The sequence below is a fragment of the Micromonospora sp. WMMD735 genome (assembly GCF_049178995.1).
Taxonomy (GTDB): Bacteria; Actinomycetota; Actinomycetes; order Mycobacteriales; family Micromonosporaceae; genus Micromonospora; species Micromonospora wenchangensis.
In genome coordinates this window covers 1,573,598-1,599,740 of the sequence record NZ_JBMHMJ010000002.1, presented here as the reverse complement: position 1 = coordinate 1,599,740, position 26,143 = coordinate 1,573,598, and the positions used below count along the sequence as shown (strand labels likewise).

The following is a 26,143-nucleotide window of genomic DNA, read 5'->3' as shown; positions in this document are numbered from 1 at the left end:
TTCCGCCACCGGAACCCCCCGACCGGACGTGGAGCGGGCCGGGTCAGCCCAAGTCGACGGTGGGGTAGAGGGGGAAGCCGGCGAGCAGGTCGGTGGCCTGCTTGCCGACCGAGTCGGCGACCGCCGGGTCGAGCACGTACTTGGCCTTCGACGGGGTGCCGTCGGCGTTGGCACCCGGCGTGGTCTGGCTGAGCACGGTGTGGATCAGCTCGGCGGTGGCGTCCATCTCGGCGGTGCCGAGGCCCCGGGTGGTCAGCGCCGGGGTGCCGATCCGGATGCCTGAGGTGTACCAGGCGCCGTTGCGGTCCTGCGGGACGGCGTTGCGGTTGGTGACGATGCCCGAGTCGAGCAGCGCCTGCTCGGCCTGCCGGCCGGTCAGGCCGTAGCCGGAGACGTCGAGCAGCACCAGGTGGTTGTCGGTGCCGCCGGTGACCAGGGTGGTGCCCCGGCGCAGCAGCCCCTCGGCGAGGGCCTGGGCGTTGTCGACGATCCGCTGCGCGTAGTCGGCGAAGTCGGGCCGCCGCGCCTCGGCCAGCGCGACCGCCTTGGCCGCCATCACGTGCGGCAGCGGACCGCCGAGCACCATCGGGCAGCCCCGGTCGACCTGGTCGGCCAGCTCCGGGCCGCAGAGCACCATGCCGCCGCGCGGGCCGCGCAGCGACTTGTGGGTGGTGGTGGTGACGATGTGCGCGTGCGGCACCGGGTCGAAGTCGCCGGTGAAGACCTTCCCGGCGACCAGACCGGCGAAGTGCGCCATGTCGACCATGAAGGTCGCGCCGACCGAGTCGGCGATCTCCCGCATGATCCGGAAGTTCACCTTCCGGGGGTACGCCGAGTAGCCGGCGACCAGGATCAGCGGCTTGAACTCCCGGGCGGCCTCGGCGACCCGGTCGTAGTCGATCAGACCGGTGGCCGGGTCGGTGCCGTAGCTGCGCTGGTCGAACATCTTGCCGGAGATGTTCGGCCGGAAACCGTGGGTGAGGTGGCCGCCGGCGTCCAGCGACATGCCCAGCATCCGCTGGTTGCCCAGCTCGCGGCGCAGCGCGAACCAGTCCTCCTCGGTCAGGTCGTTGACCTGGCGTACCTGGGCCTTCTGCAAGGCGGGGGACTCGACCCGGTCGGCCAGGATCGCCCAGAAGGCGACCAGGTTGGCGTCGATGCCCGAGTGCGGCTGTACGTACGCGTGGCTGGCCCCGAACAGTTCCTTGGCGTGCTCGGCGGCGAGCGCCTCGACGGTGTCGACGTTCTGGCAGCCGGCGTAGAAACGACGGCCGACGGTGCCCTCGGCGTACTTGTCGCTGAACCAGTTGCCCATGGTCAGCAGGGTCGCCGGGGAGGCGTAGTTCTCGCTGGCGATCAGCTTCAGCGACTCACGCTGGTCGGTCAGCTCCGCGCCGATGGCGTCGGCCACCCGGGGTTCGACCGCCCGGATCACCTCGAGTGCGCTGCGGAAGGCGGTGGACTCGGCGTTGGGCGACATGCGACCTCCAGGTGACGTGCGGAAGGCCCAGGCGCTCGGCGTGCGTCCTCATGACGGGGCCGCTTCCCGATGGTGCTCCATCCCCACGCGCCAGTCACGGCCCGCCGACGATCCTACCGGGTGGCCGCTGGGGGCGTCCGGAGCACCTCCGGCGGGCAGGGTTGGCCGGCCCGATCCGGGGCAATGCAGGCAGCAGGGACATCCGGGCGGCGGAACCCACCGAGGACAGGAGCGGGCAGATGAGCGCACCCACCACCGGACGACCGCTGGCCGTCGTGACCGGGGCCTCCAGCGGCATCGGGTACGAGCTGGCCGGCGAGTTCGTCCGACACGGGTACGACGTGGTGATCGCCGCCGAGGACGCCGGCATCACCGAGGCGGCCGACCACCTGCGCCGCGACGGTCAAGCCGAGATCCGGCCCGTCCAGGTCGACCTGGCGACCTTCGACGGGGTGACGGCGCTGGTCGAGGCGGTGGACGCGACCGGCCGGCCGGTCGACGCACTGGCGGTCAACGCCGGCCGCGGCGCGGGCGGGGCCTTCGTCGGCGACACCGACCTGCGCGACGAGCTGAACATCATCGACGTCAACGTGACCTCGACCGTGCACCTGGCCAAGCGGATGCTGCCGGGGATGGTCGAACGGGGTGCCGGCCGGGTGCTGTTCACCTCGTCGATCGCGGCCACCATGCCCGGCCCCTACCAGGCGGTCTACAACGCCTCCAAGTCCTTCGTGCAGTCCTTCGCCGAGGCGCTGCGCAACGAGCTGAAGGAGACCGGGGTGACGGTGACCGCGCTGATGCCCGGCCCGACCGAGACGAAGTTCTTCGATCGTGCCGAGATGGGCGACACGAAGGTCGGCGCGGACGACAAGGACGACCCGGCGACGGTGGCCGCGCAGGGCTTCGCGGCGATGATGAAGGGCGAGGAGAAGGTGGTCGCCGGTTCGCTGAAGAACAAGGTCCAGGCGGCGGCGGCCCGGCTCACGCCGGACCGGCTCAAGGCCGAGCAGCACCGTCGGATGGCCGAACCCGGCTCCGCCGACTGACGACGACGGTGCTCCCCGCGCGCACCGCGCCGGGTGACCTTCTGCGTACGATCGGCGGATGCTGGGGGAGGACACCGAGGGCAGTCTGGTCGCGATCAGCGACCTGCACGTCGGGTACAAGGAGAATCGTGCCCTGGTCGAGGCGCTACGGCCCGCCTCGCCACGGGACTGGCTGATCGTCGCCGGTGACGTGGCGGACACCGTCGCCGACATCGAGTGGGCGCTCGGCACGCTCGCCGGGCGCTTCGACACCGTCATCTGGGCGCCGGGCAACCACGAACTGTGGACCCCGCCGGCCGACCCGGTGACCCTGCGCGGGGTGGAGCGCTACGAGCTGCTGGTACGGCGGTGCCGGGAGCTGGGCGTGGTCACCCCCGAGGACGACTACCGGGTGTGGCGGGGGCCGGGCGGCCCGGCGCTGGTGGCACCCCTGTTCCTGCTCTACGACTACAGCTGGCGACCGCCGGGGTTCGACACCCGGGAGGCGGCGCTGGCCGAGGCGTACCGGACCGGGATCGTCTGCACCGACGAGTTCATGCTGCACCCCGACCCGTACCCGAGCCGGCAGGAGTGGTGCGCGGCGCGGCTGGCGGAGACCGCCCGCCGCCTGGACGCCCGCGACCCGCAGTTGCCCACCGTGCTGGTCAACCACTGGCCGCTGGACCGCCACCCGACCGAGGTGCTGCGCTATCCGATCTTCGCGCAGTGGTGCGGGACGGAGGCGACCGCCGACTGGCACCGCCGGTTCGCCGCCACCACCGTGGTCTACGGGCACCTGCACATCCCCCGTACCACCTGGAAGGACGGGGTGCGGTTCGAGGAGGTCTCGGTGGGCTACCCCCGGGAGTGGCGTCAGCGCAGCGTGCCCCCCGGGCGGGTACGGCAGATCCTGCCCGCGCCCACCGGCACGCCGGCACCCCTCTGGTGAGCCACCGGCTCAGCCGGCGTGCAGGCGGGTGAGCAGCGCGTCGGTCACCGTGCCGAGGCGGCGGGCGGCGGCCGGATCGAGCGTCGCGGTCGACAGCGGAACGGGTCTGCCCCGGTCGCTGGCGGTCAGGGCGTCCGACGGTGGATCGTCGATCCATTCCACGACGGGACGGATCGACTTCCCGACCGGCCTGGCGACGACCGACGCCGCCCGGATCACCCCACGGACCACCGGCGGCATGGTGGACAGGTCGCCGCTGCGGGTGAAGCCGGGGTGGTAGAGCACGTACCGTGCCCGGGAGCCGGAGCGCTGCGCGAAGTCCACCCCGAGCAGGTCGTTCGCCCGCCCTGCCTGCAACTGCGCGTCGACCATGCCGTACCTCCGGGTGAGCTGGAGGTCGTCCCAGTGGATCGACCCCCTGGTGGTGCCGACGCCCGCCACGTTGACGATGACCGGCCGTTCGGCGGCGTCGAGCTGTTCGCGTAGACCGTGGCTGAGCAGGTAGCGGCTCAGGTAGTACAGCGCGAAGGTCTGCTCCAGGCCCTCGTCGGTGACCACCCGCCGGGGCGACTGCCGGTTGGCGAACAGGGCCAGTGCGTCCACCCTCGGCCACCGACCCCTGATGGTGTCGATGACCCGACGGGTCTGCGCCACCGAGCGCAGATCCGCCTGGAGGAAGTGCACCCGGCCGGAGAGCGCCCGCACGGCCCGCCCCTTCGCCGGGTTGCTGCCGATCGCGACGACCTCGTCGCCACGGCGGATCCGGGCCTCCAGTGTCGCCCGGCCCATGCCGTCGGTGCCGCCGCTGATGACGATGACCCGCATGCCGCCCCTCTCTCCCGCCCGGTGGCCCCCGTTCGGCACCGGACGTCGACCGTGGACCACGACCGGCACAATCCTTCGCGCAGGCCGGCGACAGCGGAAGAAGGCAGTCTCATGTCCGTACCGAACACGGATGTTCGTTCCCTGGTCGCGGCGGCCCTGCCGACGCCCGTCCCGGCCGACGAGTACGACGGCTGTCCGGTCACCGGGCTGCTGCGGCTGCTCAGTGACAAGTGGTCGATGCTGGTGCTGGTCCTGCTGGGCCGTCAGCCGTACCGCTTCAACGAGCTGCACCGGGCCATCGGCGGGATCAGCCAACGCATGCTGACCCGCACCCTGCGCGGCCTGGAGTCGGCCGGCCTGGTCCTGCGCGAGGTCCATCCCACCGTCCCGCCCAGCGTCGAGTACCGGCTCACCCCGCTCGGACGGAGCCTGCTCGGCCCGCTGTCCGGCCTCGCCGACTGGGCGGTCCGCCACGAGCCCGAACTCGCCGCCGCCCGCCGCCCGGTCACCGCCACGACGTCGTCCGGACCGCGCTGACCTGCCCCACGTGGGCCGCCACCGCAGGCACCCGCGCGGACCGCACCGGCCGACGCGGCGAGGGGCCCGACCGGATGGTCGGGCCCCTCGGACGTGACGCGGGTCGAACGTGCGGGTCAGGCGGTGGTGGCGTGCCGGGCGCTCCTGACCGCCTTCGGGTCGCTGGGGGAGCGGGGGGCGTCCGGGCGCAGCGCGATCATCCGCTCGCCGATCTCCTGGAGCGGGTTGCGGCCGAGCGCCTCCCGCACCTTCGGGAACCACTCCTGCTCCTCCTCCTCGATGTGGTGCTCGACGTTCTCGATCAGCACCGTGGTCTTGGCGACGAAGTGGTCGTCGGAGGCGTCCATCGCGGACAGTTCGGCGCAGAGCACGTCGGCGACGTGGTGCTCCTCGTACGACTCCAGGATGTCGTCCTCCAGGTCCGGCAGGAGCTTGCGGATCTCCGGGTACATCACCTCGTTCTCGAGGTAGGTGTGGGTGGTCAGGGCCGCCACGATCTCGTCGACCAGGGTGCGGCGGCGGCTGGCCGGCCCCTCCTGCGCCTTCTCGAACTCGCGGAAGAGGCGGCGCATCTCCTTGTGGTCCTCTTTGAGCAGGACGATGGCGTCGGTGGACACCGGTAGACCTCCTTGATCGGCTGACGACAATCCCGGTACCCCGGGACGAACTGCGCAAACGGATCGCGGCGGGCGAACGTCCGACCCGCTCAGACAGTGGCGATCGTGTGCGGGATCTCGTCGAGCAGTTCCCGGGCCAGGAACCCGATCCGGCCGAACCGGGGCACCAGCCGCTGTCCGCTCACCGCGTGCACCCACGCCGCCCAGCAGGCCGCCTGGGCCGGCTCCGCACCCCGGGAGAGCAGCCCGGCGAGCAGCCCCGCCCGCACGTCACCGCTGCCCGAGGTGCCCAGCCCGGCGTCGCCGCTCTCCTCCCGCCAGCACCGGCCGTCGGGGGTGGCGATGTGGCCGTACAGGGAGACCACCGCCTCGTACCGGCGGGCCAGCTCGCGGGACTCGGCGTCCAGGTCGTCGCCGGGGTCGCGGCCGAGCAGGTGCCGGGCCTCGGTGAGGTTCGGGGTCAGCACCACCTTCCGGTCCGCGCCGACCAGCAGGTCCGGTTCGTGGCTGAGCGCGCCCAGCGCGTACGCGTCGAAGACCAGTGCGGTGTGCGGCCCGGCCGCCGACAGCACCAGGCGCAGCAGGGCGCGGGTCTGGTCGATGTCGTTGAGGCCCGGCCCGACGGTGACCACGTCGGCCTGCTCGACCAGCGTGCCGAGCCGGTCGCCCGGGTCCCCGGCGACCGCGCCGTCGGCGGTCTCCGGCAGGCCGACCACCATCGCCTCGGGCACCTGGATGCTCAACGCGGCGGCGGTGGACTCGGCGGCGGCCAGTTGCAGCACCCCGGCACCGGCGCGCAGCGCGGCCACGCCGGCCAGCAGCACCGCGCCCGGGGTGAACCGGGAACCGCCGACTACCAGGACGGTGCCCCGGTTGTCCTTGCCGCCGGTCGGCACCGGCAGCGCCCATTCCCGCAGCAGTCCCGGGGTGATGACCCGGGTGTCAGACCGGTTCGGCATGGATCTCGTCCTCCGTGGTGGGTGGTGCGCCCTGCGCGTGCAGGTGGGTGACGTCGTTGAAAACCTGCGGAACGAGCCGGCCGGTGGCGTCGGCCGACCAGCCGGTCACCGAGCAGTTGGCGATCGCGTGCTCCCGGGTCAACCCCATCAGCTCCGCCTCGGTGAGCCCCTCCACCAGGTAGCGGAGCAGGAAGACCAGGGCGTCGTGCCCGAACAGCAGCACCCGCCGCCCCTGGTGGTCGCGGCGCAGGTCGCCGAGGAGGGTACGCAGCCGTAGCGCCACGTCGGTCCAGGATTCGCCGCCCGGCGGCCGGTAGTAGAACTTGCCGAGCCGCTGCCGCCGGGCCGCCTCGTCGGGGAACCGGCGGGCCACCCCGTGCCCGGTCAACCCGTCGAGGATGCCCAGCTCCCGGTCGCGCAACCGCTCGTCGACGCTGGCCGGGATCCCGGTGCCGGCCAGCGCCAGTTCCGCCGTCCGCGCCGCCCGCAGGTACGGCGAGACGACCGCCACGTCGGGACGCTGTCGCGCGGGCAGGCCGGCCAGCCACCGGGCGGTCGCCCGCGCCTGCTCCTCACCGGTGTCCGACAGTGGCACGTCGGCGTCGCGGTGGGTCAGGTCGATCAGTTCGGCGCCGGCCGCCTCGGCCGTCGACGCGGCGACGTTCGCGGTGCTCTCCCCGTGCCGGACGATCCACAGCGCCCCCAGTTCCGCCATGTCCCCATGCCTACCCCCACCCCACCCCCGGTAACCCCGCCCTCCGCCGCCGGCCCGGCCTGGCCGCGTCCGGCCCGCCCCTGCCGCGTCCGGCCGGCCGGCCTTTGTCAGCGAAGTAGCGGTATCCACGCCCCGGGATACCGCTGTTGCGGCGACATGGAGTCGATCATGCCGCCCTGGCCCCAGCCTCCGGCCCTCGCCGCCGTGGGCGGCCGGTCGGTCCGGGTGTGGGCTGGTGGGCGGGGTACTTCGCGATGTCGCCGACGTTGCGGTATCCGCGCGGCTGGATACCGCAATATCGGTGACGTGGAGTCGATCATGTGGGGTGATCGTCGGTCCGGGGAAGGAGCGTCGCCGGGGGATGGGTACCCTGCCCGCGTGGACGGTGGGGCGGACGGCGAACGGTTGGCGGCATCGCTCACCAGATGGCTGGACCGGCTCGAATTCGTCGACCTGGGCGTCGACGAGGTGACCGCGCGGCTCATCGACGCCGTGCTGGCCTGGGCCGCCGAGCAGGGCTGGCGGTCCTACCGTCGGGCGGCGAGCGTGCTGCCGCTGCCCCCACCGATGACCGACCGCCACTCGGTGCTGGACGTCGCGTGTGCCCGGCGCGACGGGCCGCCCGTGGTGATCGAGGTCGACCACACCGACCGGCGGCGTACCTGGGAGAAGCTCACGGCGGAGGCGGCCGCCGGCCGGGTCGCCCTGTGGGTGCGCTGGGGTCCGGGGCGGTTCGCCCTGCCGCCGGCCCCGATCCACCTGGTCACCTGCGAGGTGTCCCGGCACGCCGGCGCTCCGGGCGCGGGCCGCCGGCACAGCCGGACGACGGGTCCGGCCCGGCCGGCACCGGTCCACTCGGCCCGTGACGTCGACCCGGTCGTGGAGCCGCTGCCGCTGCCGCCGGCCGAATCCGGTTCCTGACCGGCCGACGGCTGGCCGCACCCCCGCCGTACCCTGTCGCGTGACGGGCAGCAGAGCAGGGGGTGCCCGGCCGGTCGGGGGTGGCTGGACCTACTCGAAGCGGGTCGGGTCGCCCGCGCCGTAGCGGACGATCTCCGGCTCGTCGGTGGAGAAGTCGATCACGGTGGTGGGCAGGGTGCCGCACTCGCCGGAGTCGATCACCGCGTCGATCGCGTGGTCGAGTCGTTCCTTGATCTCCCAACCCTGGGTCATCGGTTCGGTCTCCCCGGGCAGCAGCAGGGTGCTCGACACCAGCGGCTCACCCAGCGCCGCCAGCAGCGCCTGCGCGACCGGATGGTCGGGGATGCGTACCCCGACGGTCTTCTTCTTGGGGTGCAGCAGCCGACGCGGCACCTCCTTGGTGGCGGGCAGGATGAAGGTGTAGCTGCCCGGGGTGGCCGCCTTCAGCGACCGGAACACCGCATTGTTGATCTGCACGAACTGGCCGAGCTGCGCGAAGTCGCGACACACCAGCGTGAAGTGGTGCTTGCTGTCCAGGTGCCGGATCTCCCGGATCCGGTCGAGACCGTCCCGGTTGCCCAACTGGCAGCCGAGCGCGAAACACGAGTCCGTCGGGTAGGCGACCAGGCCGTCGCCGCGCAGCAGGTCGACCACCCGGCTGATCGTCCGGGGCTGCGGGTTCTCCGGGTGTACGTCGAGATAGATCGCCATGGCGGCGAGCCTAGCGGGGGCGTGGCGGCGGTCGCCGATGAGCCCGGAGCACGTCACGCGCCCACGTCAGCATGTGGCATCCACCGTCGCGGCACTGGAAGCACCGGCGCGGGGGTGGCGGCCCGTCCGGGGCCTCGGGGTGCTGGGCCAGCACCCGCTGCGCGGTCCAGACGACCAGAGCGGGCGTGACCGGTCCGTCGTCCATCGGCATGGGGGCCCCTCCCGGGTACGGGCAGCCGGGCATCGATCCCCGATCAGGTACCCGGACCGCTACCGGATGTGCCCCGTCAGCATCACCTGCAACGTGCACACCGTCAATGTTGGAAGTGGCAACGTGTGCACGGGGCACGTACATACGGTCGGAGCGTGAGACTCGTGGCCCTCTCCGACATCGCGGACATGCTCGGTGGCGTGTCGCGCACCAGGGCCACCGAGATCACCAACCGTCCGACCTTCCCGGCACCTATCGACACGGTGGCCAGCGGCAAGGTCCGCGTCTGGGACCGGGCAGCGGTGAACGCGTGGATCAGGCGGTACCGGCCGAACCAACCGCGTAGCGCAGACGACGACGAACGCTGAACGGCTCCGGGTGTCGGGGGTGGCCGTTACCGTGTGAGCGTGGCGACGGCGGCCGAGGAGATCCAGGTGGGGGAGCGGCTGGTCCGCGTCTCCAGCCCCGACAAGCCCTACTTTCCTGAGCGCGGGCTGACCAAGCGGGACGTGGTCGGCTACTTCCTCGCCGTCGGCGACGGCATCCTGCGCGCCCTGCGGGACCGCCCCACGATGCTGGAGCGCTGGCCGCGCGGCGTGTTCGCCGGGGCGAAGATCGGCACCCGGCAGGACAACCGGGGTGACGCCTTCTATCAGAAACGGCTTCCGGCCGGCGCTCCCGACTGGGTGCGCACCGCACACCTCACCTTCCCCAGTGGCCGTACCGCCGACGAGATCGCGCCGGGCGAGCTGGCGGTGGTGATCTGGGCGGCCAACCTCGGCACCCTGCGGTTCCACCCGTGGCCGGTGACGGCGGCCGACGTGGAGCGCCCCGACCAGCTCCGGATCGACCTGGACCCGCTGCCGGGTGTCGGCTTCGAGCAGGTGGTGCCGGTGGCGCACGAGGTCCGGGCGTTCCTCGCCGAGCTGGGCATGGTCGGCTACCCCAAGACCACCGGCGGGCGCGGCCTGCACGTCTACCTGTCCATCGAACCCCGGTGGAGCTTCGGGGAGTGCCGGCGGGCGGTGCTCGCCCTCGGCCACGAGCTGGCGCGGCGGCTGCCCGACCTGGTCACCACCACCTGGTGGCGGGAGCAGCGGGACCGGCCGGTCTTCATCGACTACAACCAGATGGCCCGCGACCACACGGTGACCTCGGCGTACTCGATCCGGCCCACCCCGGCGGCGCTGGTGTCGGCCCCGCTGGACTGGGCGGAGCTGGACGACGCCCGCCCGGAGGACTTCGACGTGCTGAGCATGCCGGCCCGGTTCGCCGAACGTGGCGACCCGCACGCCGGCCTGGACGGCGACCGCTTCTCACTGGAGCCGCTGCTGGCCCTGGCCGACCGCGCCGGCCTGGCCGCCCCACCGGAACGCTGACCCACCGCGCCGGCCTGGCCGGGGCGTCCGGGTGGGCGAGGCGGCGCAGTCCCGCCGGAACGCTGACCGACCGCGCCGGGCGGGCCGTCGCACCGGCCGGGCCGCCACTCAGGCCCAGGGGCTACCGGCCCCGTCGAACTCGTCGAAGACCAGCCAGGTGCGGGTGGACAGCACCCCGGCGATGCCCTGCACCCGGCTGAGCACCACGTCCCGCAGGGTGGCGTTGTCGGGCGCGCGGACCAGCGCCAGCACGTCGTGTTCCCCGCTGAGCAGCGCCACGTGCTCGATGTAGCGCACCCGGGCCAGCTCCGCCGACACCTCCCGCCAGGTGTTCTGCTGGATGGTCAACGAGATGTACGCCGAGGTGCCCAACCCGGCCGGCTCCGGCGCGACCAGTGCCCGGAAGCCGGTCACCACCCCGTCGCGTAGCAGCCGTTCCAGCCGGGCGTAGGCGTTGGTGCGCGACACGTGCACCCGTTCGGCGAGGGTGCGCACCGACATCCGCCCGTCGCGGACCAGTTCGGCGAGGATGCGCCGGTCCACCTCGTCCAGCGGCGTGGCCGAACGTCCCGTTCCGCCCGTCCCGGCCCCGGCGGGGGTGGTCTCCTGGCCCATCAGCAGCTCCTTGAAATGCCAATCGTCCCGCGTTGGGCGCGCATGTTGAGTCAATCATCCGACGGCTGGAGCATAGGGCCACCACACGTCCAGGAGGTCCCCGCCGTGACGACCACACCCCAGGCGGTCCGCAGGGCATCCCCGCGTACCCGTCGACCGGCCACCCCGGTCGCCCCCGAACCCACCGCCGGCCTGCTCCCGCAGACCGAGCCGGTCCGGCTGCTCGACCCCGACGGCACCCCGCTGCCACCCCGCGCCGACCTGCCCGAACCACCTGTCGAGACGCTGCGCGAGATGTACCGCCGGATGGTCGTCGGCCGGCGCTTCGACGCGCAGTCCACCGCCCTGACCAAGCAGGGCCGGCTCGCCGTCTACCCGTCCTCGCGCGGCCAGGAGGCGTGCCAGGTCGGCGCCGTGCTCGCGCTGCGCGACGACGACTGGGTCTTCCCCACCTACCGGGAGTCGATGGCGCTGACCGCCCGGGGCATCGATCCGGTCGAGGTGCTCACCCTGCTGCGCGGCGACTGGCACTGCGGGTACGACCCGACGGTGGTCCGCACCGCGCCGCAGTGCACCCCGCTGGCGACCCAGTGCGTGCACGCCGCCGGCCTGGCCTACGGCGAGTCCTACCAGGGGCGGGACACTGTCGCGCTGGCGTTCATCGGCGACGGCGCGACCAGCGAGGGCGACTTCCACGAGGGGCTCAACTTCGCCGCCGTGTTCAAGGCCCCGGTCGTCTACTTCGTGCAGAACAACAAGTACGCGATCAGCGTCCCGCTGTCCCGGCAGACGGCCGCGCCGAGCCTGGCCTACAAGGGCGTCGGCTACGGGGTGCCCAGCGAGCAGGTCGACGGCAACGACCCGGTGGCCGTCCTGGCGGTGCTCACCCGGGCGGTGGCGCACGCCCGCGCCGGGCACGGGCCGTACCTGGTGGAGGCGCACACCTACCGGATGGAGGCGCACACCAACGCCGACGACGCCACCCGCTACCGGGACCCCGACGAGGTCGAGGCGTGGCGGGACCGTGACCCGGTGGCCCGGCTGGAGGCGTACCTGCGCAGCCGGGGCGAGCTGGACGACGCGGCGGTCGCGCAGATCGCCGCCGAGGCCGAGGCGTACGCCGCCGACCTGCGGGAGCGGATGCACGCCCAGCCGGCCGTCGACCCGCTGAGCCTGTTCGAGCACGTCTACGCCGAGCCGACCCCGCAACTGGTCGAGCAGCGCGAGATGGTCCGGGCCGAGCTGGCCGCCGACGCGGAGGGGGACGCCTGATGGCCACCATGACCATGGCGAAGGCCCTCAACGCGGCGCTCGCCGACGCGATGCTCGACGACGAGCGGGTGCTCGTCTTCGGCGAGGACGTCGGGCAGCTCGGCGGGGTCTTCCGGATCACCGACGGGTTGCAGGCCCGGTTCGGTGACAAGCGCTGCTTTGACACCCCGCTCGCCGAGGCCGGCATCGTCGGCTTCGCCGTCGGCCTGGCCATGTCCGGGCTGCGGCCGGTGGTCGAGATGCAGTTCGACGCGTTCGCCTACCCGGCCTTCGAGCAGATCGCCTCGCACGTGGCGAAGCTGCGCAACCGCACCCGGGGCGCGCTGAGCGTGCCGATGGTCATCCGGGTGCCGTACGCGGGTGGCATCGGCGGGGTCGAGCACCACTGCGACTCGTCCGAGGCGTACTACGCGCACACCCCCGGGCTGAAGGTGGTCACCCCGGCGACGGTCGAGGACGCGTACTCGCTGTTGCGGGAGGCCATCGCCGACCCGGACCCGGTGGTGTTCCTGGAGCCGAAGAAGCTCTACTTCGCCAGCGGCGAGGCCGTGCTGCCGGCCCGGACCGCCCCGTTCGGCCGGGCCGTGGTGCGCCGTCCCGGCACCGACGCCACCCTGGTCGCGTACGGCCCGGCGGTGCCGGTGGCGCTGGAGGCCGCCGAAGCCGCCCGGGAGGACGGCTGGGACCTGGAGGTCGTCGACGTACGGACCATCGTGCCGTTCGACGACGCCACCGTCACCGCCTCGGTCCGCCGTACCGGCAGGTGCGTGGTGATCACCGAGGCGCAGGGCTTCGCCGGGGTCGGCGCGGAGATCGCCGCCCGGGTGCAGGAGCGCTGCTTCCACGCCCTGCACGCCCCGGTGCTGCGGGTCGCCGGGCTGGACATCCCCTATCCGGCCCCGATGCTGGAGCACACCCACCTGCCCGGGGTGGACCGGGTCCTCGACACCGTGGCCCGCCTCCAGTGGGACGACCGGCCCGACCCGCGCTGGCTGGTGCAGGGGAGCGCGGCGTGAGCGCCCGCGCCGCTACCGGCACCCGGGTCTTCCTCCTGCCCGACCTCGGCGAAGGGCTGAGCGAGGCCGAGATCGTCGAGTGGAAGGTCGCCGTCGGTGACGTGGTCACCGTGGACCAGAGCGTGGTGGAGGTGGAGACCGCCAAGGCCGTGGTCGACGTGCCCTGCCCGTACGCCGGGCGGGTGGTCGCCCTGCACGGCGCGGTCGGCGAGACGCGCCCGGTCGGTCAGCCGCTGATCACCGTCGCGCCGGCCGACGGCGGCGACGAGCCCGCCGGGCACGCCACCTACCGCGAGGAGGAGCGGGCCGGCTCCGGCAACGTCCTGATCGGGTACGGCACCGGCCACGGCGGCACCCGGCGGCGGCGACGCCCCCGGCTGACCCTGGCCCCGGAGCCGGCCGCCGCGCCCGTCGCGGAGCCGGCCGTCGGATCCGTCCCCGTCGGCACCGTCGGCCCGTCGTCCGCGCCGAGGGTCCCGGCCGGCGCGGGGACGGACACCCCGGCCACCGGGGCGTCCACCGACGGCGTCGTCCCGCCGGCCGGAGGCGGCACCGCGCCGGCCGGCGGGACGGCCCCCCTGGTCATCTCGCCGATCGTGCGCCGGCTCGCCCGCGAACACGGGCTCGACCTGGCCGGGCTGCGGGGCACCGGCCCCGGCGGCGTGATCCGTCGCGGCGACGTGGAGGCCGCCCTGACCACCGCCCCGCGGCGGCACCCGGGCGAACCGGACCGGCCCGCCGCCGTCGCGGCCCCGGCAGCGCACGTCGGGCCGGCTCCCGCCGACGCGTCCGACGTGGTCATCCCGCTGACCGGCATCCGCCGGGTCATCGCCGACAAGCTCTCCCGCAGCCGTCGGGAGATTCCCGAGGTCACCATCTGGGTGGACGCGGACGCCACCGCGTTGCTGGCCACCCGGGCGGCGATCAACGCGGCCACGCCGGACGCCCCGGTCAGCGTGCTGGCCCTGCTGGCCCGGATCTGCCTCAGCGGCCTGCGCCGGTTCCCGCAGCTCAACGCGCACGTCGACACGGAGGGGCAGCGCATCGTCCAGTCGGCCGGCGTGCACCTGGGCATCGCCGCGCAGACCGACCGGGGCCTGCTCGTGCCGGTGCTGCGCGACGCCCAGCGGCTGACCACCCGGGAGTTGGCCGCCGCGCTGGCGCAGACCACCGCCGACGCCCGCGCCGGCACGCTGCCACCGGCCCGGCTCACCGGCGGCACCTTCACCCTCAACAACTACGGCGTGTTCGGGGTGGACGGTTCCACCCCGATCATCAACCACCCGGAGGCGGCACTGCTCGGGGTGGGGCGGATCGTGGACAAGCCGTGGGTGGTCGACGGGCAGTTGGCGGTCCGCAAGGTGACCCAGCTCAGCCTCACCTTCGACCACCGGGTCTGCGACGGCGGGGTGGCCGGCGGGTTTCTGCGGCACGTCGCCGACTGCGTCGAACAGCCGGCGCTGCTGGTGGCGAACGTCTGAGCGGTACGCCCGGAGCCGGTCACCCTGGGCGGGGTGACCGGCTCCGGCGCGCTGCCCGGCGTTCGTCCGGTTCGGCGCGACGACCGTTCGGCGGGTGTTTTCCGGTCGGCGGGCCGGGAATCCGGCGCGGGTCACGGACGCGCCGTACCTCCGGTGGGCGCGCACCGCACTGCGCGCGCCCGGTCGCGGCCCTGCCGTGTCGGTCGTGGACGCACCGCCGAGAGGAGCCACCCGTGCCGTACCAGGGTCTGCCCGTCGCCGTGCGGGACCGCCGTCCCCCCGTCGCCGGGGCGCCGCTGTGGTGCAACGCCCACGACTACGGGTTGACCGGCGACGGGGTGACCAACGACCAACCCGCGCTGGCGGCCCTGGTGGACCGGCTCGGTGCCGGCTACGCGGCCGACGGCCGGGCCCGGGTGATCTGGTGCCCGCCGGGCATCTACTCCATCCGCGACGCCGGCACGGTGTGGCGCAGCGGGGTGTCGCTGATCGGCGCCGGCCCGGCCGCCACCCGGTTCCTGCTCAGCAACGAGGGCAACCGCAGCGACCCGACACCGTTGGCGTTCTGGACGGTGCTGCAGCACGGCGCGGACCGGGACCGGCACATCGCCGACTGCACCTTCGCCGACTTCGAGATCGACGGCTCCGGGGTGGCCATGGCCGAGTACAACTACCTGGCCAAGGGCCTCGGGTTGCAGTACGTCGTGCGCGGGGTGTTCCGCAACCTCTACATCCACCACACGGCGGCCAGTGGCCTGGGCTGCGACTTCCTCCAGGACACCCTGGTCGACGGGGTGGTGGTGGTCGGCTGCGGCCGGCTGGACAACGGCGAGCAGATGGGCGGCGCGGGCATCGGCATCGGCATCGGCGGCTGGGGCGACATGGAACGGCTCACCATCGCCAACTGCACCGCCCTGGCCAACGGCACCAACGGCATCTTCCTGGAACTCCAGAAGGACTACTGGACGCCGCCGCGCGGCTACCGGATCGTCGGCTGCCACAGCCAGGGCAACCGGTTCGGCATCTCGGACTGGGGTGCCGACGGGCTGATCGTCACCGGCTGCACGATGACCGGCAACCTGGAGGCCGGCTACGACGTGTCGGGCAACGGCACCTCGGGCGTCGCCGGCCGGGGCGGCCTGCTCACCGACTGCGTCATCGACGGCAACGTGGGCGACGGGATCAGCATGGGCAACACCCCGGGCCCGTACACGGTGCGGGGCAACCGGATCAGCGGCAACGGTGGTTACGGCTACCACCAGCACGACCTGGGTCGCGGCTACCCGCACCCGGCGCAGGACGTGGTGGTGGAGAGCAACGAGTTCTGGGGCAACGGCCTGGACGCGATCCGGGTGGACCGCCCGATGACCGACGCGATGCTGCTCGACAACCGCATCCGCAACAACGGCCGGCGGTGCGCCGAGGCGTCCCACGGCGGCGGCGAGTCGGTCCGGTACACCGAGCGGTCCCTGGTCGACCGCTCGGCGACCTGGGCGCAGGACAGCCACCGGGGCAAGGTGCTGCGGGTCGGCCGGCGGGTCGCGGTGGTCGCCACGAACACCGCCACCGAACTGCACCTCGCCCCGGTACGCCCCGACGCCTACAGCGGGTGGAGCGGGGACACTCCGCTGCCGGGCACCGCGTACGAGTTGCCGGCCGCGCCGCCGACCCGGGCCGGCATCGCGATCAACGCGGCGTTCGACTCGGCGACGGTGCGCGGCAACCGGATCTGGGACAACCACGACGAGCGCACCCAGACCCACGGCATGTGGATCACTGCCCGGGGCAGTTGCGTCGGCTGCCGGGTCGAGGACAACGACCTGGCCGGCAACGCGGTGGCGGCCCTGCGGCTGGACACCCCGCCGGTCGGCGGGCGGTGGCACCGTAACCACGGCGACCAGGACTGGGACTGACCGCCCGGGGTGTCCCGGCACGGCCGATCCCGGACATCGGCGGCACCGTGGCCGCCTGCCGCCCGCCGGGGTCGATAAGCCCGGCCCCGCCCGCCCGGTTCCCCGGAAAGCCCGACCCGCCCCGAGAAACGCTGTACAGAATGTGGCCAAGGGGACTGGAAACGGGGGATGGAATATGGACGTGAGGCGGCGATTGACGCTGATGGCGGTGACCATCGCGGCCACACCGTTGGTCCTCGGCGGGTGCACCGCCGAGCGGAAGCCGGCGGCCGGGGCGGCACCCGGCGCGGCGGCGGCCCCCACGGTGACGGTGACCCCCGCCGACCGGGCGAAGGACGTCCCGGTCAGCGCGGAGGTCGGCGCGACCGTGAGCAACGGCCGGGTGACCAGCGTCAAGCTCACCGACGACAAGGGCCGGGCGGTGGCCGGGGAGCCGCGGGAGGACGGGTCGAGCTGGGTGCCGGCGGCCCCGCTGGGCAACGGCCGGACCTACACCGCCGAGGTCACCGCGACCGGCGACGCGGGCCGGACCACCGTCGGGCGCACCACGTTCACCACGACCCCGACGAATACGAACCGGCAGGCGCTGACCAGCGTGCTCTATTTCGCCGGAAACCAGACGTACGGCACCGCGATGCCGGTGACGGTCGCGTTCGAACCGGCCATTCCGAAAGAGGCCAGGGCGGCCGTGCAGCGACGATTGTTCGTGAAGACCGATCCGCCCCAGCCGGGCACCTGGTCGTGGCTGGAGGACGGCAGTCAGGTCTACTACCGGGCCCCCGACTTCTGGCGCACCGGGACCACGATCAGCGTCCGCTCCGCACTGGAGGGGCTGCCCATCGGCAAGGAGTACGTCGGTGACGCCGACCGGCGGTCCACCTCGAGGATCGGCCGGCAGGTCGCCCTGGACATCGACAACGCCACCAAGCAGATGTCGGTCTTCCAGGACGGCAGGCTGGTCCGTCGGATCCCGGTCAGCCTCGGCAAGCCGAGCACCCCGAGTTCCAGCGGCAAGATGGTGATCATGGAGAAGCACCAGCAGACCCGCTTCGACACCCGGGGCGAGCCCGACGGCGGCTACGTGGTCGACGTCGAGGACGCCCAGCGCCTCACCTGGGGCGGCGAGTTCATCCACGCGGCCCCCTGGTCGGAGGGGGACCAGGGCTACACCAACGTCTCGCACGGCTGCGCCAACGTCTCCTCGTCCGCCGCCGACTGGCTGATGGGCATCACCCAGGTCGGTGACCTGGTGACCGTGAAGGGCACCGAGGTGCCGCTGCGGCCGGGCAACGGCTGGACCGCCTGGAACACGAGCTGGGCCGAGTTCGCCCGGGGCAGCGCGCTGCCCGTACCGCCGGGGTTGAAGCCGGCCCCCGCCACGAGCGCGCCGCACCCGGGGGCGGTCGCCGGTGGCTCGTCGCCGGCCCCCGCGCCGTCGGCCAGCGGCGGCTGACGCACCCGACCGCACCTGCGACGACCGGCCGTTCCGACGGCCGGTCGTCGCAGGTGCGACTCCACCCTGAGAAGGACTCGGGGTCGGCTCCGGGGCGACCCTGGGACTACCCCGAAACCCGCCCTGGGCAGGGCGGAAACGTCAGGGGTGGGGGCTAGATTCGGGGCATGACGCAGGCAGAGGACCGGTTCCACGTGCGGCTGCGGGTGGCCGACGACGTGGTCGAGGTGCGCGCGGTCGGTGAGATCGACATCGCCACCGTGGGCGCGTTCCGGGCCGCCCTCTGGGCCGCACCGGCCCGCCCGCTGCTCCGGCTCGACCTGTCCGGGGTCCAGTTGCTCTCCGCGGCCGGGGTACGGGCGCTGGTCGCCGCCCATCTCAGGGTCCGGGCCCGGGGCGGTGAGCTGGTGGTGGTCGACCCCGATCCGGTGGTCGCCCGGGTGCTGCGGGTCGGCGGCCTGCACCGCGTCATCGCCGTCCGGCACGGCGACGCCCCGGTCGGGGCCCTGTCCCGCCCGCTGGCCGCCTGCGCCTGACCATGTGCCCCGGCGACCGCCGGGGCGGCACCGGAGAGCTGGCGACCGGGGCGGCACCGGGGTCCGGCGGCCGGGCCGTGCGCCGTGGGGCCCGGCGGCCGGGCCGCGCCACGGAGTCCGCCGGTCGGGGCCGCCGGGCGGTGCCGCCGGGCGGTGCCGGCGACCCCGACCGGCGTCAGCGCACGCCGAGCAGGTCGACGACGAAGACCAGGGTCTCGTTCGGCTTGATCACGCCGCCCGCGCCCCGGCTGCCGTAACCCAGGTGCGGCGGGATGGTGAGCCGACGGCGACCGCCGACCTTCATCCCCACCACGCCCTGGTCCCAGCCGGCGATGACCTGACCGCCGCCGAGCGGGAACTCGAACGCCTCGCCCCGGTTCCAGGACGCGTCGAACTCGCGACCGGTGGAGTGGGACACCCCCACGTAGTGCACGTTGGCGAGCTGGCCGGGACGCGCCTCCGGGCCCTCCCCGACGGTGATGTCCTCGATCACCAGGTCGGCCGGGGCCGCACCCTCGATCGGGCCGATCTCCGGCTTGCCTGCCTGGGGCGTGTTCATCTGCTGTTCTCCTCTGTCGTCACCCGATCGTCCGGACGGTGTCGATCCTGCCCGATCGCGAGGGCGTCGGCTGCCGCGGGCCCCGCCGACCGGGCCCCGCGCGTCGCGGGACCCGGCCCGCGGGAGCCGCCGTACCCGCATCCCGCCCGCACGGGGTCGGGCGCAGACGCGGCAGGGGCGCCACCGTGGCGGTGGCGCCCCTGCCGGTCGGTCGACCACCCGGGTGGGTGGGACCGGTCACCTGAGCCAGCCGAACCGGCGGACCAGCGGGAGGGTGGCCCAGACCCGGCCGAGGCCGAGGGTGTTCCCCGCGCCGACCAGGGCGAGGCCGGCCAGCACCGCGGCGTAGATCAGGTGGTCGTCCATGAAGGGGTTGTTCGCGGGAGGCAGGACGGCGGTCCACATCAGCACCATGAGCAGGCCACCGGCGACGGCGGCGATCCGCATCCCGATGCCGAGCAGCAGGGCCACCCCGATGCCGGCCAGGCCGATCATGAACAGCCAGTCGGCCCAGGCCGCACCGGCGATGTCCTGGTAGATCCCCTGGAACGGACCCTTCGCGCCGAAGGCGAGGAAACCCTTGGTCGGGCTGCCGCCGTTGATCCAGGCGTTCTTCGCCGGGGTCTCGTGGCCGAGGCCGAACAGCTTGTCCAGGAAGGCCCAGAGGAAGATCCAGCCGAGGGCCAGCCGGGTTCCGGCCCAGACGTACCGGGCGGCCCGCTGGCGGGTGGTCTCGGTTCCGGCCACCGGTGCGATGGTCCTGGCGGTGGTGTTCCGCTCGATCGTCGCGGTCATGGTCTCCACGTCCCTTCTCTGCCTGGCACCGCACTTCCCGGTGGCAGTTACATTCCACGCCGGTCGGCGCGGTCCCGGCAGGGCCGACCGGTCCGTGCCGGGACGGGACCTAAGTCCCCTGGTACGGGCGCCCGAACGGGACCTTCGGCCTCGGGTCTACCGGTCCACCCGCCCCTGCCCGGCCGGTCGGCGCGGCCCTAGCGTCGGACGGGAGAACCGGGCGAGGAGGTCGTGATGAGGACGTGGCAGGTGGACGACGTGATGACCCGGGAGGTCGCCACGGTGGGGGAGGAGACCCCGTACCGGGTGATCGTCGACATGCTGATCCGCCGGGGCATCAGCGCGGTGCCGGTGGTGGACGACTTCCGTCGGGTGCTGGGGGTGGTGTCCGAGGCGGACCTGCTGCACAAGGTGGAGCACTCCGGGGCGCAGGAGGAACGTCGGGTGTTCGCCGGGCGGCGGCGTCGGGTGTCCCGGGAGAAGGCCGGGGCGCTGGTGGCGAAGGACCTGATGACTTCGCCGGCCGTCACCACCTTCCCGGGGGCGTCGCTGCCGGCGGCGGCCCGGCTGATGGACCGGGAGGCGGTCAAGCGGCTGCCCGTCCTGGACGACCTGGGCCGGCTGGTCGGCATCGTCACCCGCAGCGACCTGCTGCGGGTGCACCTGCGCACCGACGCCGAGATCCGGGAGGACGTGGTGCAGGAGGTGCTGCGCCGGGTGCTCGCCGTGCGGGACGGGCTGGTCACCGTGCAGGTCCGCGACGGCGCGGTGCGGTTGGACGGCCGGCTGGACCGGCGGACCGCCGCCGAACTGGCGGAGAAACTCGCCGGCCAGGTCAGCGGCGTGGTCCAGGTCACCAGCACCATCGGGTACGACGTGGACGACGCCGGACTGACCGAGCGGGGGATCACCCCGGTGGCCTGACCGGCCGACCCCGGGGCCCGCCCGGAGCCGACGGTCAGACCGGGGTGGCCAGTTGGGCGGCGAGCAGTCCCGGCGCTTCGGCCAGCGACGGGCCGTACCAGGTGAGGTGGCGGCCGGAGACCAGCGCGCAGGGGACGCCGGGGAAGGCGTCCGGCCCGTCGTCGGCGGTGAACGCGTACGGCTCGTCGGGGAGGACCACCAGGTCGGGCCGGCGGGCCCGCAGCGCGTCGAGGTCGGGACGCGGATAACGGTCCGGATCGTCGTCGTACACGTTGACCACGCCGAGCCGGCGCAGCACGTCCCCGGCGAAGGTGTCCCCGCCGAGCACCACCCACGGCCGCCGCCACACCGGCACCACGGCCCGCCGCACGGGGCCCGTGCCGGTGGGGGCGGCCCAGGCCCGGCGGGCGTCGAGCAGCCAGCCCGGCTCCCCGGTCACCCCCAGCGCGGCGAGCATCCCGGCCAGCTCGTCGAGGGCCTGCGGCACGGTCCGGGGGTAGGTGACCAGCACCGGAATCCCGGCCGCGGTGAGCGCGTCCGCGTCGGCACGGCGGTTCTCCTCCACGTTGAGCAGCACCAGGTCCGGCCGCAGTGCCCGGACCCGGTCCAGGTCGGGGTACTTGCTGCCGCCGACCCGGGCCACGTCCAACCCCGCCGGGTGCACGCACCAGTCGGTCGCGCCGACCAGCAGCTCCGGCGCGGTCACCGCCACCGCCTCGGTCAGCGACGGCACCAACGAGACCACCCGCACGTCGTCGTCCTCCCGTCCTCAGTGGGCGGCGCTGGCGACGGTCTCCCGGGCCACCGTCGCCACCGGGACACCCTCCCGGGCCGCCCACCCGACGGCGTGCCGCACCTCGGCCACCGGCAACGGCCGCCGGTCGGTCACGGTCACCGCCGTGTGCACCGCGAAGGACACGAACGGGTACGACCGGGCCAGCCCGGCCACGCAGTCGTGCACCTGACCGGCCACCGCCAACGCCTCCTCGCGGGTCAACGCCGGCAGCACCAGCAGGTACTCGTCGGCGGTGAGGCGGACGGCCCGGTCGACCGGGCGCAGCGGGGCGGTCAGCGCGGCGATCACGGCCTGAGCCTCGCGGGCGGCGCTGCGTCGCCCGAACCGTTCCGGGGCACCGGCCGGCTCACCGACGCGCACCCCGATCAGCGCCACCGGCAGGGTGCCGGCGGCGGTCACCCCGTCCATCCCGGTCCAGTGGCGCAGTGTCGGCTCGTCCACCAGCCCCGGCGGGCCGTCCCCCGGCTCGGCGTGCCGGCCCGGCCCGGCCCGGTGGGCGCGTTCCGCCCGGTCGGCCATCAGCCGCAACGCCGCCTCGGCCCGGCTCTCCCCGGGGGTGGCCGGCAGGTCCCGGACCCGGTGCAGCACCTGGTCGATCGCGGTCAGCGCGACCGGGGGGAGCCGGTCGCCGAGCTGGGTGCGCAGCCGGATCACCTCGTGCAGCGCCTCGTCGCGGCGGAACCCCCAGCGGCCGGCGAAGAGCCGCCCCTGTTCGAGGGTGTCGGCCGGCACCACCTCCCGGCGGTCCCGGGCCACCAGGCTCGCCCCGAACCGGGGGGTCAGCGCCACCACACTCCACTCGCGGGCCAGTTCCTCGGTGTCGTCGAGCGTCACCGGGTACGCCCCGGCGGGCAGCTCCGGCGGTGTCTGCCCGACCGACCCGACCACGGTGACCGTCGCGCCGGCCGCGATCCGGGCGTAGCGCTCCCGCTCCCGCAGGAAGTACGGCATCCGCTGGAACAGGGCGATCACCACCAGCGGGCCGTCCTCGGCGGTGGCCAGCGCCGACCGCTCGATGGCGTGGGAGACCGTGACGAGACTCCGCTTGGTCAACAGTTCCGGGGCCGGTCCGTCGTGCAGCACCCCGTGAGCGTAGAGATCGAGCCCGGGGCGCACCAACCGCCTGGTGCCGCGTCCGTCGCCCGAACCGGCGGGGCGGAGATCGCCCTCGACGTCCTAGACTCGGCCGGTCACTTTCGCCTGCCCCGGACGGACCGACCCGACGATGACGCGTACCGCCACCGACGACGACGCCCGGCTGCGGCCGGTACCGTCCGGTGTCGCGCCGCTGTTCGTCCGGGCCGGCCAGGCCGTGTACGCCGCCCGTCGGCTCGGTGACCTGGTGTCGCGGCGGCCGGCCGGGGTCACCGGGCACCAGTGGAGTTCCGCCCTGCGCGAGGAGTTCGACCACGTCGTCTGCGCGGCCGACACCGGTGTGCCGCTGTTCGCCCTGACCGTCGGCCCGACCGCGCCCCCGGGTTCGGCCGGGCAGCGGGCCGGGCGGATGGCCGCCGCGGTGTGCGCCGCCGTGGGCCTGCCGGTGCTGCGGATCGGCTCGCCGACGCTGCGGGCCGCCGGGCACGGCCGGCGCATCGTCACGTACGTCATCGACGCGCGCGCCTATGCCGCCGGGGCCGCACCGGACGGGTCGGACGACGCCCCGGTGGGTTTCCGGGACATCGTCGGCCGGCTGCCGGACGGGCGTACCGGGCCGGTCAACGATCTCGGCGCGTTGTCCCGGGCGGCGGCCGTCGAGGCGTACGTGTCGCGGCGGCTCAGCGATCCGATCGTGCGCGGGTTGCACGTGCGCTGGCGCGACGGGACGGCCGAGGGGTGGAGCTGGGTCGAGGTGCGTCCCGGCCGGTGCCTGGTGGAGCGGGTCACGGTGCACGAGGCGCGGCTGCACTGCGGGGTGGACCCGGGCCGGCTGGCCGAGGATCTCGCGGCGGTGGCGGTGGGTGAACGGCTGGCCGGGGCGGACGACGAGGAACCGGTCCTGCTCGACCGGGACGAGCTGCGCCGGCAGATCCGCGCCCTGCGGGACCGGCGTGACGAGTTGGCCGCCCCGTTCGCGTTCGAGCACCTCTGCGTGGACTGACCGCCGTCGAAACGGCCGGCCGCCGAGCGACCCGCCGTCATTTTCCGGCGACGGTTGGTGACATTGCGGCCCGCCCGGAAAACGGTCCGGGATTCCTCGATCCGCGTTGAACCTTCGCCGATGCCGGCCCGTACCTAAGCGGGAATGGACAGGATCTTCCCAGCCGCGCCACCCGACGCGGCGGACGGTGCGGAAAGGCATCGTCGGCCATCGACGTGCGACCGGAACGTCGCAGCGTCTCCGGCGGGGGTGACCGACCCGGAAAGGGTCGCCTCGTCGGGGGCGCGAGTCAGGTACCGGATCGAGAAGGAGAGCAATTCGATGCGCAGGTCCACAGGGGCACGCCGGTCTTCCGGTAACGCGCGGAGCAAGCGGCTGCTGGCGGCGGTCGGTGCGCTCGTCGTCTTCGGCGGTATCGCCGCCGTCACCCAGATCTCCTCGGCCGGGGACAAGCCGAGGCAGCAGACCCGCAACGTCTCGTCGGCCTGCGTCGCACCGAGCCCCGGTGCCACCTCGCCGAGCGGGCGCGGCAGCACCACCCAGACGTGGCAGAACGGCAGATGGGTCCGCAACCACTGGGGTGACGGGCAGATGTCCGTCGCCGAGTGCCAGGCCGTCAAGGCGGGCAACGCGCCGGTGACCACGCTGGCCTCGACGGTTGCCTGCCCGGAGGTCACCCCCCGGCTGCCGCAGATCCCGGCCCAGGCCAAGGCCGAGGTGGACAAGGAACTCGCCCTGCTCAAGACCCAGATCGACGACGCCAACAAGCGGTTGGCGGCCGAGGGGCGCAACGGCAAGGCGTTCATCGACAACGCCATCCTCGGCCCGCTGGCCGACAAGCGCCGGTCGGCGCTGAACCGGATCGCCACCGCGATCGGCCGCTTCGCCCAGCGCCCGCAGGGCTTGGAGCAGCTCGCCGGCTGCCAGGTGGCGGCCAACAACGGCGGCAACAACGGTGGTCAGAACGGCAACAACGGCGGCCAGAACGGCAACAACGGGAACAACGGCGGCCAGAACGGCAACAACGGCAACAACGGCGGCCAGAACAACAACGGCGGCAACAACGGCAACAACGGCAACGCCCTGGGCGTGCTGGCGAAGGACTGCGCCAACAGCCGGTTGCAGGCGCACGACGGCTTCCAGAACGGCAACCGGTGCGTCAGCACCGCGTTCGGCGAGGTGGGGGCGGCGGCCAACAACCCGTCGCTGCTGATCACGCAGTTCCCCAACCAGGTGCAGCGCAACCAGGCCTTCACCCTGAAGGTCTCCACCCGTAACCTGGTCCGCGACCGGTTCCTGGCGGCCGGCCAGGGCGGCTACTACCTGGAGAGTTCGGTGCTCAACGGTCAGGGCCTGACCCGCGGTCACTTCCACACCGCCTGCCGGATGCTCCAGAACACCAACCAGGCGCCCTCGAACCCGCAGGACGTGCCGGCGTTCTTCGTCGCCACCGAGGACGGCAAGGGCGGCAACCAGGCCGACGACGTGACCATCCAGATCCCGGGCCTGCCGCAGTCGGGTACGGCGCAGTGCGCGGTCTGGGCCGGCGACGGCTCGCACCGGGTGCCGATGATGGAGCGGGCCAACCAGACCCCCGCCTTCGACGTGGTGCGCATCCGGGTCAACTGACCCGACCGGCAACGACTGCGGGCCACCCCAGGATTCCCTGGGGTGGCCCGCAGTCGTTGCGTGCCCGCCGGTTCGCGTGCGGCGGGGCGGACAGCGTACCGGCGGATGTTTTCGGTGCGGGGTCGTGGGATGGAAATTGTGGACACGGCAAAAACGCCGGGGTCACGCTGGATATCCCAGCGTGACCCCGGCGTGTCCGTTCGTGATCCGGCCCGCTGTCAGCGGTTCTTCCACGCCTCCACGACCGAGACCGGGATGCGCCCGCGCTCGGAGATTTCGTGTCCGTTCTTGGTCGCCCATTCCCGGATGGCGCGGTTCTGCTCGCGATCCATTCCCGAGACGCCGGGCCGGGTGGGGCGCCGGGCCGGGCGACCGGCCTCGACGGCACCTCGGCCCATTCGACGGCCAGCGGTGATGTAGGCGTCGAGCGCCTTGCGCAGCACCCCCGCGTTCTCGTCGGAGAGGTCGATGGTGTACGCCGCCCCATCCAGGCTGAACTCGACGGTCCGATCGGCCTTTCCGCCGTCGAGGTCGTCGGTCAGAACGGTGATTACTTTCCTTGCCATCGCCATTACTCCCTGTGGTGATCGGGGTGTGCTAAGAGTTTGACGTATCTGACGGCAAATCCGCAACAATATGCCTCCCTTTCATTTGGCGGGTCGCGCCAATCCTGGGAAATCCGGGTGCGGCCAATGCTGGCCGGCGGTGACGGTGCGGCTGGGATGTG

The 26,143-nt window shown here is 73.5% G+C and carries 27 protein-coding genes and 1 riboswitch; of the genes, 15 read left to right on the top strand and 12 right to left on the bottom strand.

The features are described from left to right. Positions 1 to 43 precede the first annotated feature (43 nt). Positions 44 to 1,480 carry a glycine hydroxymethyltransferase gene (locus ACN268_RS07045; RefSeq protein ID WP_421482328.1) on the bottom strand — a complete coding sequence of 479 codons (1,437 nt, stop codon included), beginning with the start codon at positions 1,478 to 1,480 and terminating at the stop codon, positions 44 to 46. A gap of 18 nt (positions 1,481 to 1,498) precedes the next feature. Further along, a riboswitch (ZMP/ZTP riboswitch) is annotated at positions 1,499 to 1,588 on the bottom strand. 131 nt (positions 1,589 to 1,719) lie between these two features. On the opposite strand from ACN268_RS07045, the gene ACN268_RS07040 reads away from it, so the two are divergent. Both ACN268_RS07040 and ACN268_RS07035 read left to right on the top strand, forming a co-directional pair. Beyond that, the gene (locus ACN268_RS07040; protein ID WP_421482327.1) at positions 1,720 to 2,526 is read left to right on the top strand and encodes an SDR family NAD(P)-dependent oxidoreductase; all 807 of its coding nucleotides are present in this window, start codon (positions 1,720 to 1,722) and stop codon (positions 2,524 to 2,526) included. 58 nt (positions 2,527 to 2,584) lie between these two features. Next, positions 2,585 to 3,454 carry a metallophosphoesterase family protein gene (locus ACN268_RS07035; protein ID WP_421482325.1) on the top strand — a complete coding sequence of 290 codons (870 nt, stop codon included), beginning with the start codon at positions 2,585 to 2,587 and terminating at the stop codon, positions 3,452 to 3,454. A gap of 9 nt (positions 3,455 to 3,463) precedes the next feature. Here ACN268_RS07035 and ACN268_RS07030 read toward each other — a convergent pair whose 3' ends face one another. After that, positions 3,464 to 4,279, bottom strand: a complete 816-nt coding sequence (locus ACN268_RS07030) for an SDR family NAD(P)-dependent oxidoreductase (protein WP_421482324.1) — start codon at positions 4,277 to 4,279, stop codon at positions 3,464 to 3,466. A gap of 111 nt (positions 4,280 to 4,390) precedes the next feature. Between ACN268_RS07030 and ACN268_RS07025 the strand changes: the two genes are divergently transcribed. Next, the gene (locus ACN268_RS07025; protein ID WP_421482323.1) at positions 4,391 to 4,816 is read left to right on the top strand and encodes a winged helix-turn-helix transcriptional regulator; all 426 of its coding nucleotides are present in this window, start codon (positions 4,391 to 4,393) and stop codon (positions 4,814 to 4,816) included. A 116-nt stretch (positions 4,817 to 4,932) separates the two neighbouring features. On the opposite strand, the gene ACN268_RS07020 is transcribed toward ACN268_RS07025, so the two are convergent. The 3 genes from ACN268_RS07020 to ACN268_RS07010 all read right to left on the bottom strand — a co-directional run bounded on the left by ACN268_RS07020 (position 4,933) and on the right by ACN268_RS07010 (position 7,107). Next, positions 4,933 to 5,433 (bottom strand): hemerythrin domain-containing protein, encoded by a 501-nt coding sequence (locus ACN268_RS07020; RefSeq protein ID WP_421482322.1) that lies wholly within the window; start codon positions 5,431 to 5,433, stop codon positions 4,933 to 4,935. An 89-nt stretch (positions 5,434 to 5,522) separates the two neighbouring features. Next, positions 5,523 to 6,392, bottom strand: a complete 870-nt coding sequence (locus ACN268_RS07015) for an NAD(P)H-hydrate dehydratase (protein ID WP_421482321.1) — start codon at positions 6,390 to 6,392, stop codon at positions 5,523 to 5,525. Then, complete coding sequence (locus ACN268_RS07010; RefSeq protein WP_421482320.1) at positions 6,376 to 7,107, bottom strand: histidine phosphatase family protein; 732 nt, start codon at positions 7,105 to 7,107, stop codon at positions 6,376 to 6,378. The genes ACN268_RS07015 and ACN268_RS07010 overlap by 17 nt, the downstream gene beginning before the upstream one ends. A 378-nt stretch (positions 7,108 to 7,485) precedes the next feature. Between ACN268_RS07010 and ACN268_RS07005 the strand changes: the two genes are divergently transcribed. After that, complete coding sequence (locus ACN268_RS07005; protein ID WP_421482319.1) at positions 7,486 to 8,028, top strand: hypothetical protein; 543 nt, start codon at positions 7,486 to 7,488, stop codon at positions 8,026 to 8,028. A gap of 90 nt (positions 8,029 to 8,118) precedes the next feature. On the opposite strand, the gene ACN268_RS07000 is transcribed toward ACN268_RS07005, so the two are convergent. Then, a complete protein-coding gene (locus tag ACN268_RS07000; protein WP_421482318.1) occupies positions 8,119 to 8,739 on the bottom strand; it encodes an L-threonylcarbamoyladenylate synthase in 621 nt (206 codons plus the stop codon). Positions 8,740 to 9,105: 366 nt separating this feature from the next. On the opposite strand from ACN268_RS07000, the gene ACN268_RS06995 reads away from it, so the two are divergent. Together ACN268_RS06995 and ACN268_RS06990 are read left to right on the top strand one after the other, a co-directional pair. Then, complete coding sequence (locus ACN268_RS06995; RefSeq protein ID WP_421482316.1) at positions 9,106 to 9,318, top strand: hypothetical protein; 213 nt, start codon at positions 9,106 to 9,108, stop codon at positions 9,316 to 9,318. Between the two features lie 39 nt (positions 9,319 to 9,357). Continuing rightward, positions 9,358 to 10,329, top strand: a complete 972-nt coding sequence (locus ACN268_RS06990; RefSeq protein WP_421482315.1) for a DNA polymerase domain-containing protein — start codon at positions 9,358 to 9,360, stop codon at positions 10,327 to 10,329. A gap of 108 nt (positions 10,330 to 10,437) precedes the next feature. Here ACN268_RS06990 and ACN268_RS06985 read toward each other — a convergent pair whose 3' ends face one another. Beyond that, the gene (locus ACN268_RS06985; protein ID WP_421482314.1) at positions 10,438 to 10,944 is read right to left on the bottom strand and encodes an Lrp/AsnC family transcriptional regulator; all 507 of its coding nucleotides are present in this window, start codon (positions 10,942 to 10,944) and stop codon (positions 10,438 to 10,440) included. A 72-nt stretch (positions 10,945 to 11,016) separates the two neighbouring features. On the opposite strand from ACN268_RS06985, the gene pdhA reads away from it, so the two are divergent. The 6 genes from pdhA (at position 11,017) to ACN268_RS06955 (ending at position 18,615) form a co-directional block, all read left to right on the top strand. Beyond that, the gene (gene pdhA, locus ACN268_RS06980) at positions 11,017 to 12,216 is read left to right on the top strand and encodes a pyruvate dehydrogenase (acetyl-transferring) E1 component subunit alpha (RefSeq protein WP_421486829.1); all 1,200 of its coding nucleotides are present in this window, start codon (positions 11,017 to 11,019) and stop codon (positions 12,214 to 12,216) included. Beyond that, entirely contained in the window at positions 12,216 to 13,232 is a 1,017-nt protein-coding gene (locus ACN268_RS06975) for an alpha-ketoacid dehydrogenase subunit beta (RefSeq protein WP_421482313.1), read from the top strand. Before pdhA ends, ACN268_RS06975 begins: the two co-directional genes overlap by 1 nt. After that, on the top strand, positions 13,229 to 14,713 hold the full coding sequence (locus ACN268_RS06970; protein ID WP_421482312.1) for a dihydrolipoamide acetyltransferase family protein: 1,485 nt from the start codon (positions 13,229 to 13,231) through the stop codon (positions 14,711 to 14,713). Before ACN268_RS06975 ends, ACN268_RS06970 begins: the two co-directional genes overlap by 4 nt. A 233-nt stretch (positions 14,714 to 14,946) precedes the next feature. Next, a complete protein-coding gene (locus tag ACN268_RS06965; protein ID WP_421482311.1) occupies positions 14,947 to 16,626 on the top strand; it encodes a right-handed parallel beta-helix repeat-containing protein in 1,680 nt (559 codons plus the stop codon). A 175-nt stretch (positions 16,627 to 16,801) separates the two neighbouring features. Beyond that, a complete protein-coding gene (locus ACN268_RS06960; protein ID WP_421482310.1) occupies positions 16,802 to 18,079 on the top strand; it encodes an Ig-like domain-containing protein in 1,278 nt (425 codons plus the stop codon). Positions 18,080 to 18,246: 167 nt separating this feature from the next. Further along, positions 18,247 to 18,615, top strand: a complete 369-nt coding sequence (locus ACN268_RS06955; RefSeq protein ID WP_421482309.1) for an STAS domain-containing protein — start codon at positions 18,247 to 18,249, stop codon at positions 18,613 to 18,615. 175 nt (positions 18,616 to 18,790) lie between these two features. On the opposite strand, the gene ACN268_RS06950 is transcribed toward ACN268_RS06955, so the two are convergent. Both ACN268_RS06950 and ACN268_RS06945 read right to left on the bottom strand, forming a co-directional pair. After that, on the bottom strand, positions 18,791 to 19,174 hold the full coding sequence (locus ACN268_RS06950; RefSeq protein ID WP_088646491.1) for an FKBP-type peptidyl-prolyl cis-trans isomerase: 384 nt from the start codon (positions 19,172 to 19,174) through the stop codon (positions 18,791 to 18,793). A gap of 237 nt (positions 19,175 to 19,411) precedes the next feature. Then, the gene (locus ACN268_RS06945) at positions 19,412 to 19,978 is read right to left on the bottom strand and encodes a hypothetical protein (protein ID WP_421482308.1); all 567 of its coding nucleotides are present in this window, start codon (positions 19,976 to 19,978) and stop codon (positions 19,412 to 19,414) included. 225 nt (positions 19,979 to 20,203) lie between these two features. On the opposite strand from ACN268_RS06945, the gene ACN268_RS06940 reads away from it, so the two are divergent. Then, positions 20,204 to 20,893, top strand: coding sequence for a CBS domain-containing protein (locus tag ACN268_RS06940; protein WP_421482307.1), 690 nt, complete (start codon positions 20,204 to 20,206; stop codon positions 20,891 to 20,893). Positions 20,894 to 20,927: 34 nt separating this feature from the next. On the opposite strand, the gene ACN268_RS06935 is transcribed toward ACN268_RS06940, so the two are convergent. Both ACN268_RS06935 and ACN268_RS06930 read right to left on the bottom strand, forming a co-directional pair. Further along, positions 20,928 to 21,644: a helical backbone metal receptor gene (locus ACN268_RS06935; protein WP_421482306.1), complete on the bottom strand. Its 717-nt coding sequence runs from the start codon at positions 21,642 to 21,644 to the stop codon at positions 20,928 to 20,930. 18 nt (positions 21,645 to 21,662) lie between these two features. Beyond that, positions 21,663 to 22,772, bottom strand: a complete 1,110-nt coding sequence (locus ACN268_RS06930; protein WP_421482305.1) for a DICT sensory domain-containing protein — start codon at positions 22,770 to 22,772, stop codon at positions 21,663 to 21,665. Between the two features lie 142 nt (positions 22,773 to 22,914). On the opposite strand from ACN268_RS06930, the gene ACN268_RS06925 reads away from it, so the two are divergent. Together ACN268_RS06925 and ACN268_RS06920 are read left to right on the top strand one after the other, a co-directional pair. After that, positions 22,915 to 23,787 (top strand): hypothetical protein, encoded by an 873-nt coding sequence (locus tag ACN268_RS06925; RefSeq protein ID WP_421482304.1) that lies wholly within the window; start codon positions 22,915 to 22,917, stop codon positions 23,785 to 23,787. A 321-nt stretch (positions 23,788 to 24,108) separates the two neighbouring features. After that, positions 24,109 to 25,416 carry a hypothetical protein gene (locus ACN268_RS06920; RefSeq protein ID WP_420115493.1) on the top strand — a complete coding sequence of 436 codons (1,308 nt, stop codon included), beginning with the start codon at positions 24,109 to 24,111 and terminating at the stop codon, positions 25,414 to 25,416. A 218-nt stretch (positions 25,417 to 25,634) separates the two neighbouring features. Here the strand turns inward: ACN268_RS06920 and ACN268_RS06915 are convergent, their stop codons facing one another. Next, complete coding sequence (locus tag ACN268_RS06915; RefSeq protein ID WP_088646496.1) at positions 25,635 to 25,982, bottom strand: histone-like nucleoid-structuring protein Lsr2; 348 nt, start codon at positions 25,980 to 25,982, stop codon at positions 25,635 to 25,637. Positions 25,983 to 26,143 lie beyond the last annotated feature (161 nt).

Bases quoted from the DNA above. Each gene is read 5' to 3' on its own strand.
- ACN268_RS07045 (WP_421482328.1), bottom strand. From the start codon at position 1,480: ATGTCGCCCAACGCCGAGTCCACCGCCTTCCGCAGCGCACTCGAGGTG.
- ACN268_RS07040 (WP_421482327.1), top strand. From the start codon at position 1,720: ATGAGCGCACCCACCACCGGACGACCGCTGGCCGTCGTGACCGGGGCC.
- ACN268_RS07035 (WP_421482325.1), top strand. From the start codon at position 2,585: ATGCTGGGGGAGGACACCGAGGGCAGTCTGGTCGCGATCAGCGACCTG.
- ACN268_RS07030 (WP_421482324.1), bottom strand. From the start codon at position 4,279: ATGCGGGTCATCGTCATCAGCGGCGGCACCGACGGCATGGGCCGGGCG.
- ACN268_RS07025 (WP_421482323.1), top strand. From the start codon at position 4,391: ATGTCCGTACCGAACACGGATGTTCGTTCCCTGGTCGCGGCGGCCCTG.
- ACN268_RS07015 (WP_421482321.1), bottom strand. From the start codon at position 6,392: ATGCCGAACCGGTCTGACACCCGGGTCATCACCCCGGGACTGCTGCGG.
- ACN268_RS07010 (WP_421482320.1), bottom strand. From the start codon at position 7,107: ATGGCGGAACTGGGGGCGCTGTGGATCGTCCGGCACGGGGAGAGCACC.
- ACN268_RS07000 (WP_421482318.1), bottom strand. From the start codon at position 8,739: ATGGCGATCTATCTCGACGTACACCCGGAGAACCCGCAGCCCCGGACG.
- ACN268_RS06985 (WP_421482314.1), bottom strand. From the start codon at position 10,944: ATGGGCCAGGAGACCACCCCCGCCGGGGCCGGGACGGGCGGAACGGGA.
- ACN268_RS06975 (WP_421482313.1), top strand. From the start codon at position 12,216: ATGGCCACCATGACCATGGCGAAGGCCCTCAACGCGGCGCTCGCCGAC.
- ACN268_RS06960 (WP_421482310.1), top strand. From the start codon at position 16,802: ATGGACGTGAGGCGGCGATTGACGCTGATGGCGGTGACCATCGCGGCC.
- ACN268_RS06955 (WP_421482309.1), top strand. From the start codon at position 18,247: ATGACGCAGGCAGAGGACCGGTTCCACGTGCGGCTGCGGGTGGCCGAC.
- ACN268_RS06950 (WP_088646491.1), bottom strand. From the start codon at position 19,174: ATGAACACGCCCCAGGCAGGCAAGCCGGAGATCGGCCCGATCGAGGGT.
- ACN268_RS06940 (WP_421482307.1), top strand. From the start codon at position 20,204: ATGAGGACGTGGCAGGTGGACGACGTGATGACCCGGGAGGTCGCCACG.
- ACN268_RS06925 (WP_421482304.1), top strand. From the start codon at position 22,915: ATGACGCGTACCGCCACCGACGACGACGCCCGGCTGCGGCCGGTACCG.
- ACN268_RS06920 (WP_420115493.1), top strand. From the start codon at position 24,109: ATGCGCAGGTCCACAGGGGCACGCCGGTCTTCCGGTAACGCGCGGAGC.
- ACN268_RS06915 (WP_088646496.1), bottom strand. From the start codon at position 25,982: ATGGCAAGGAAAGTAATCACCGTTCTGACCGACGACCTCGACGGCGGA.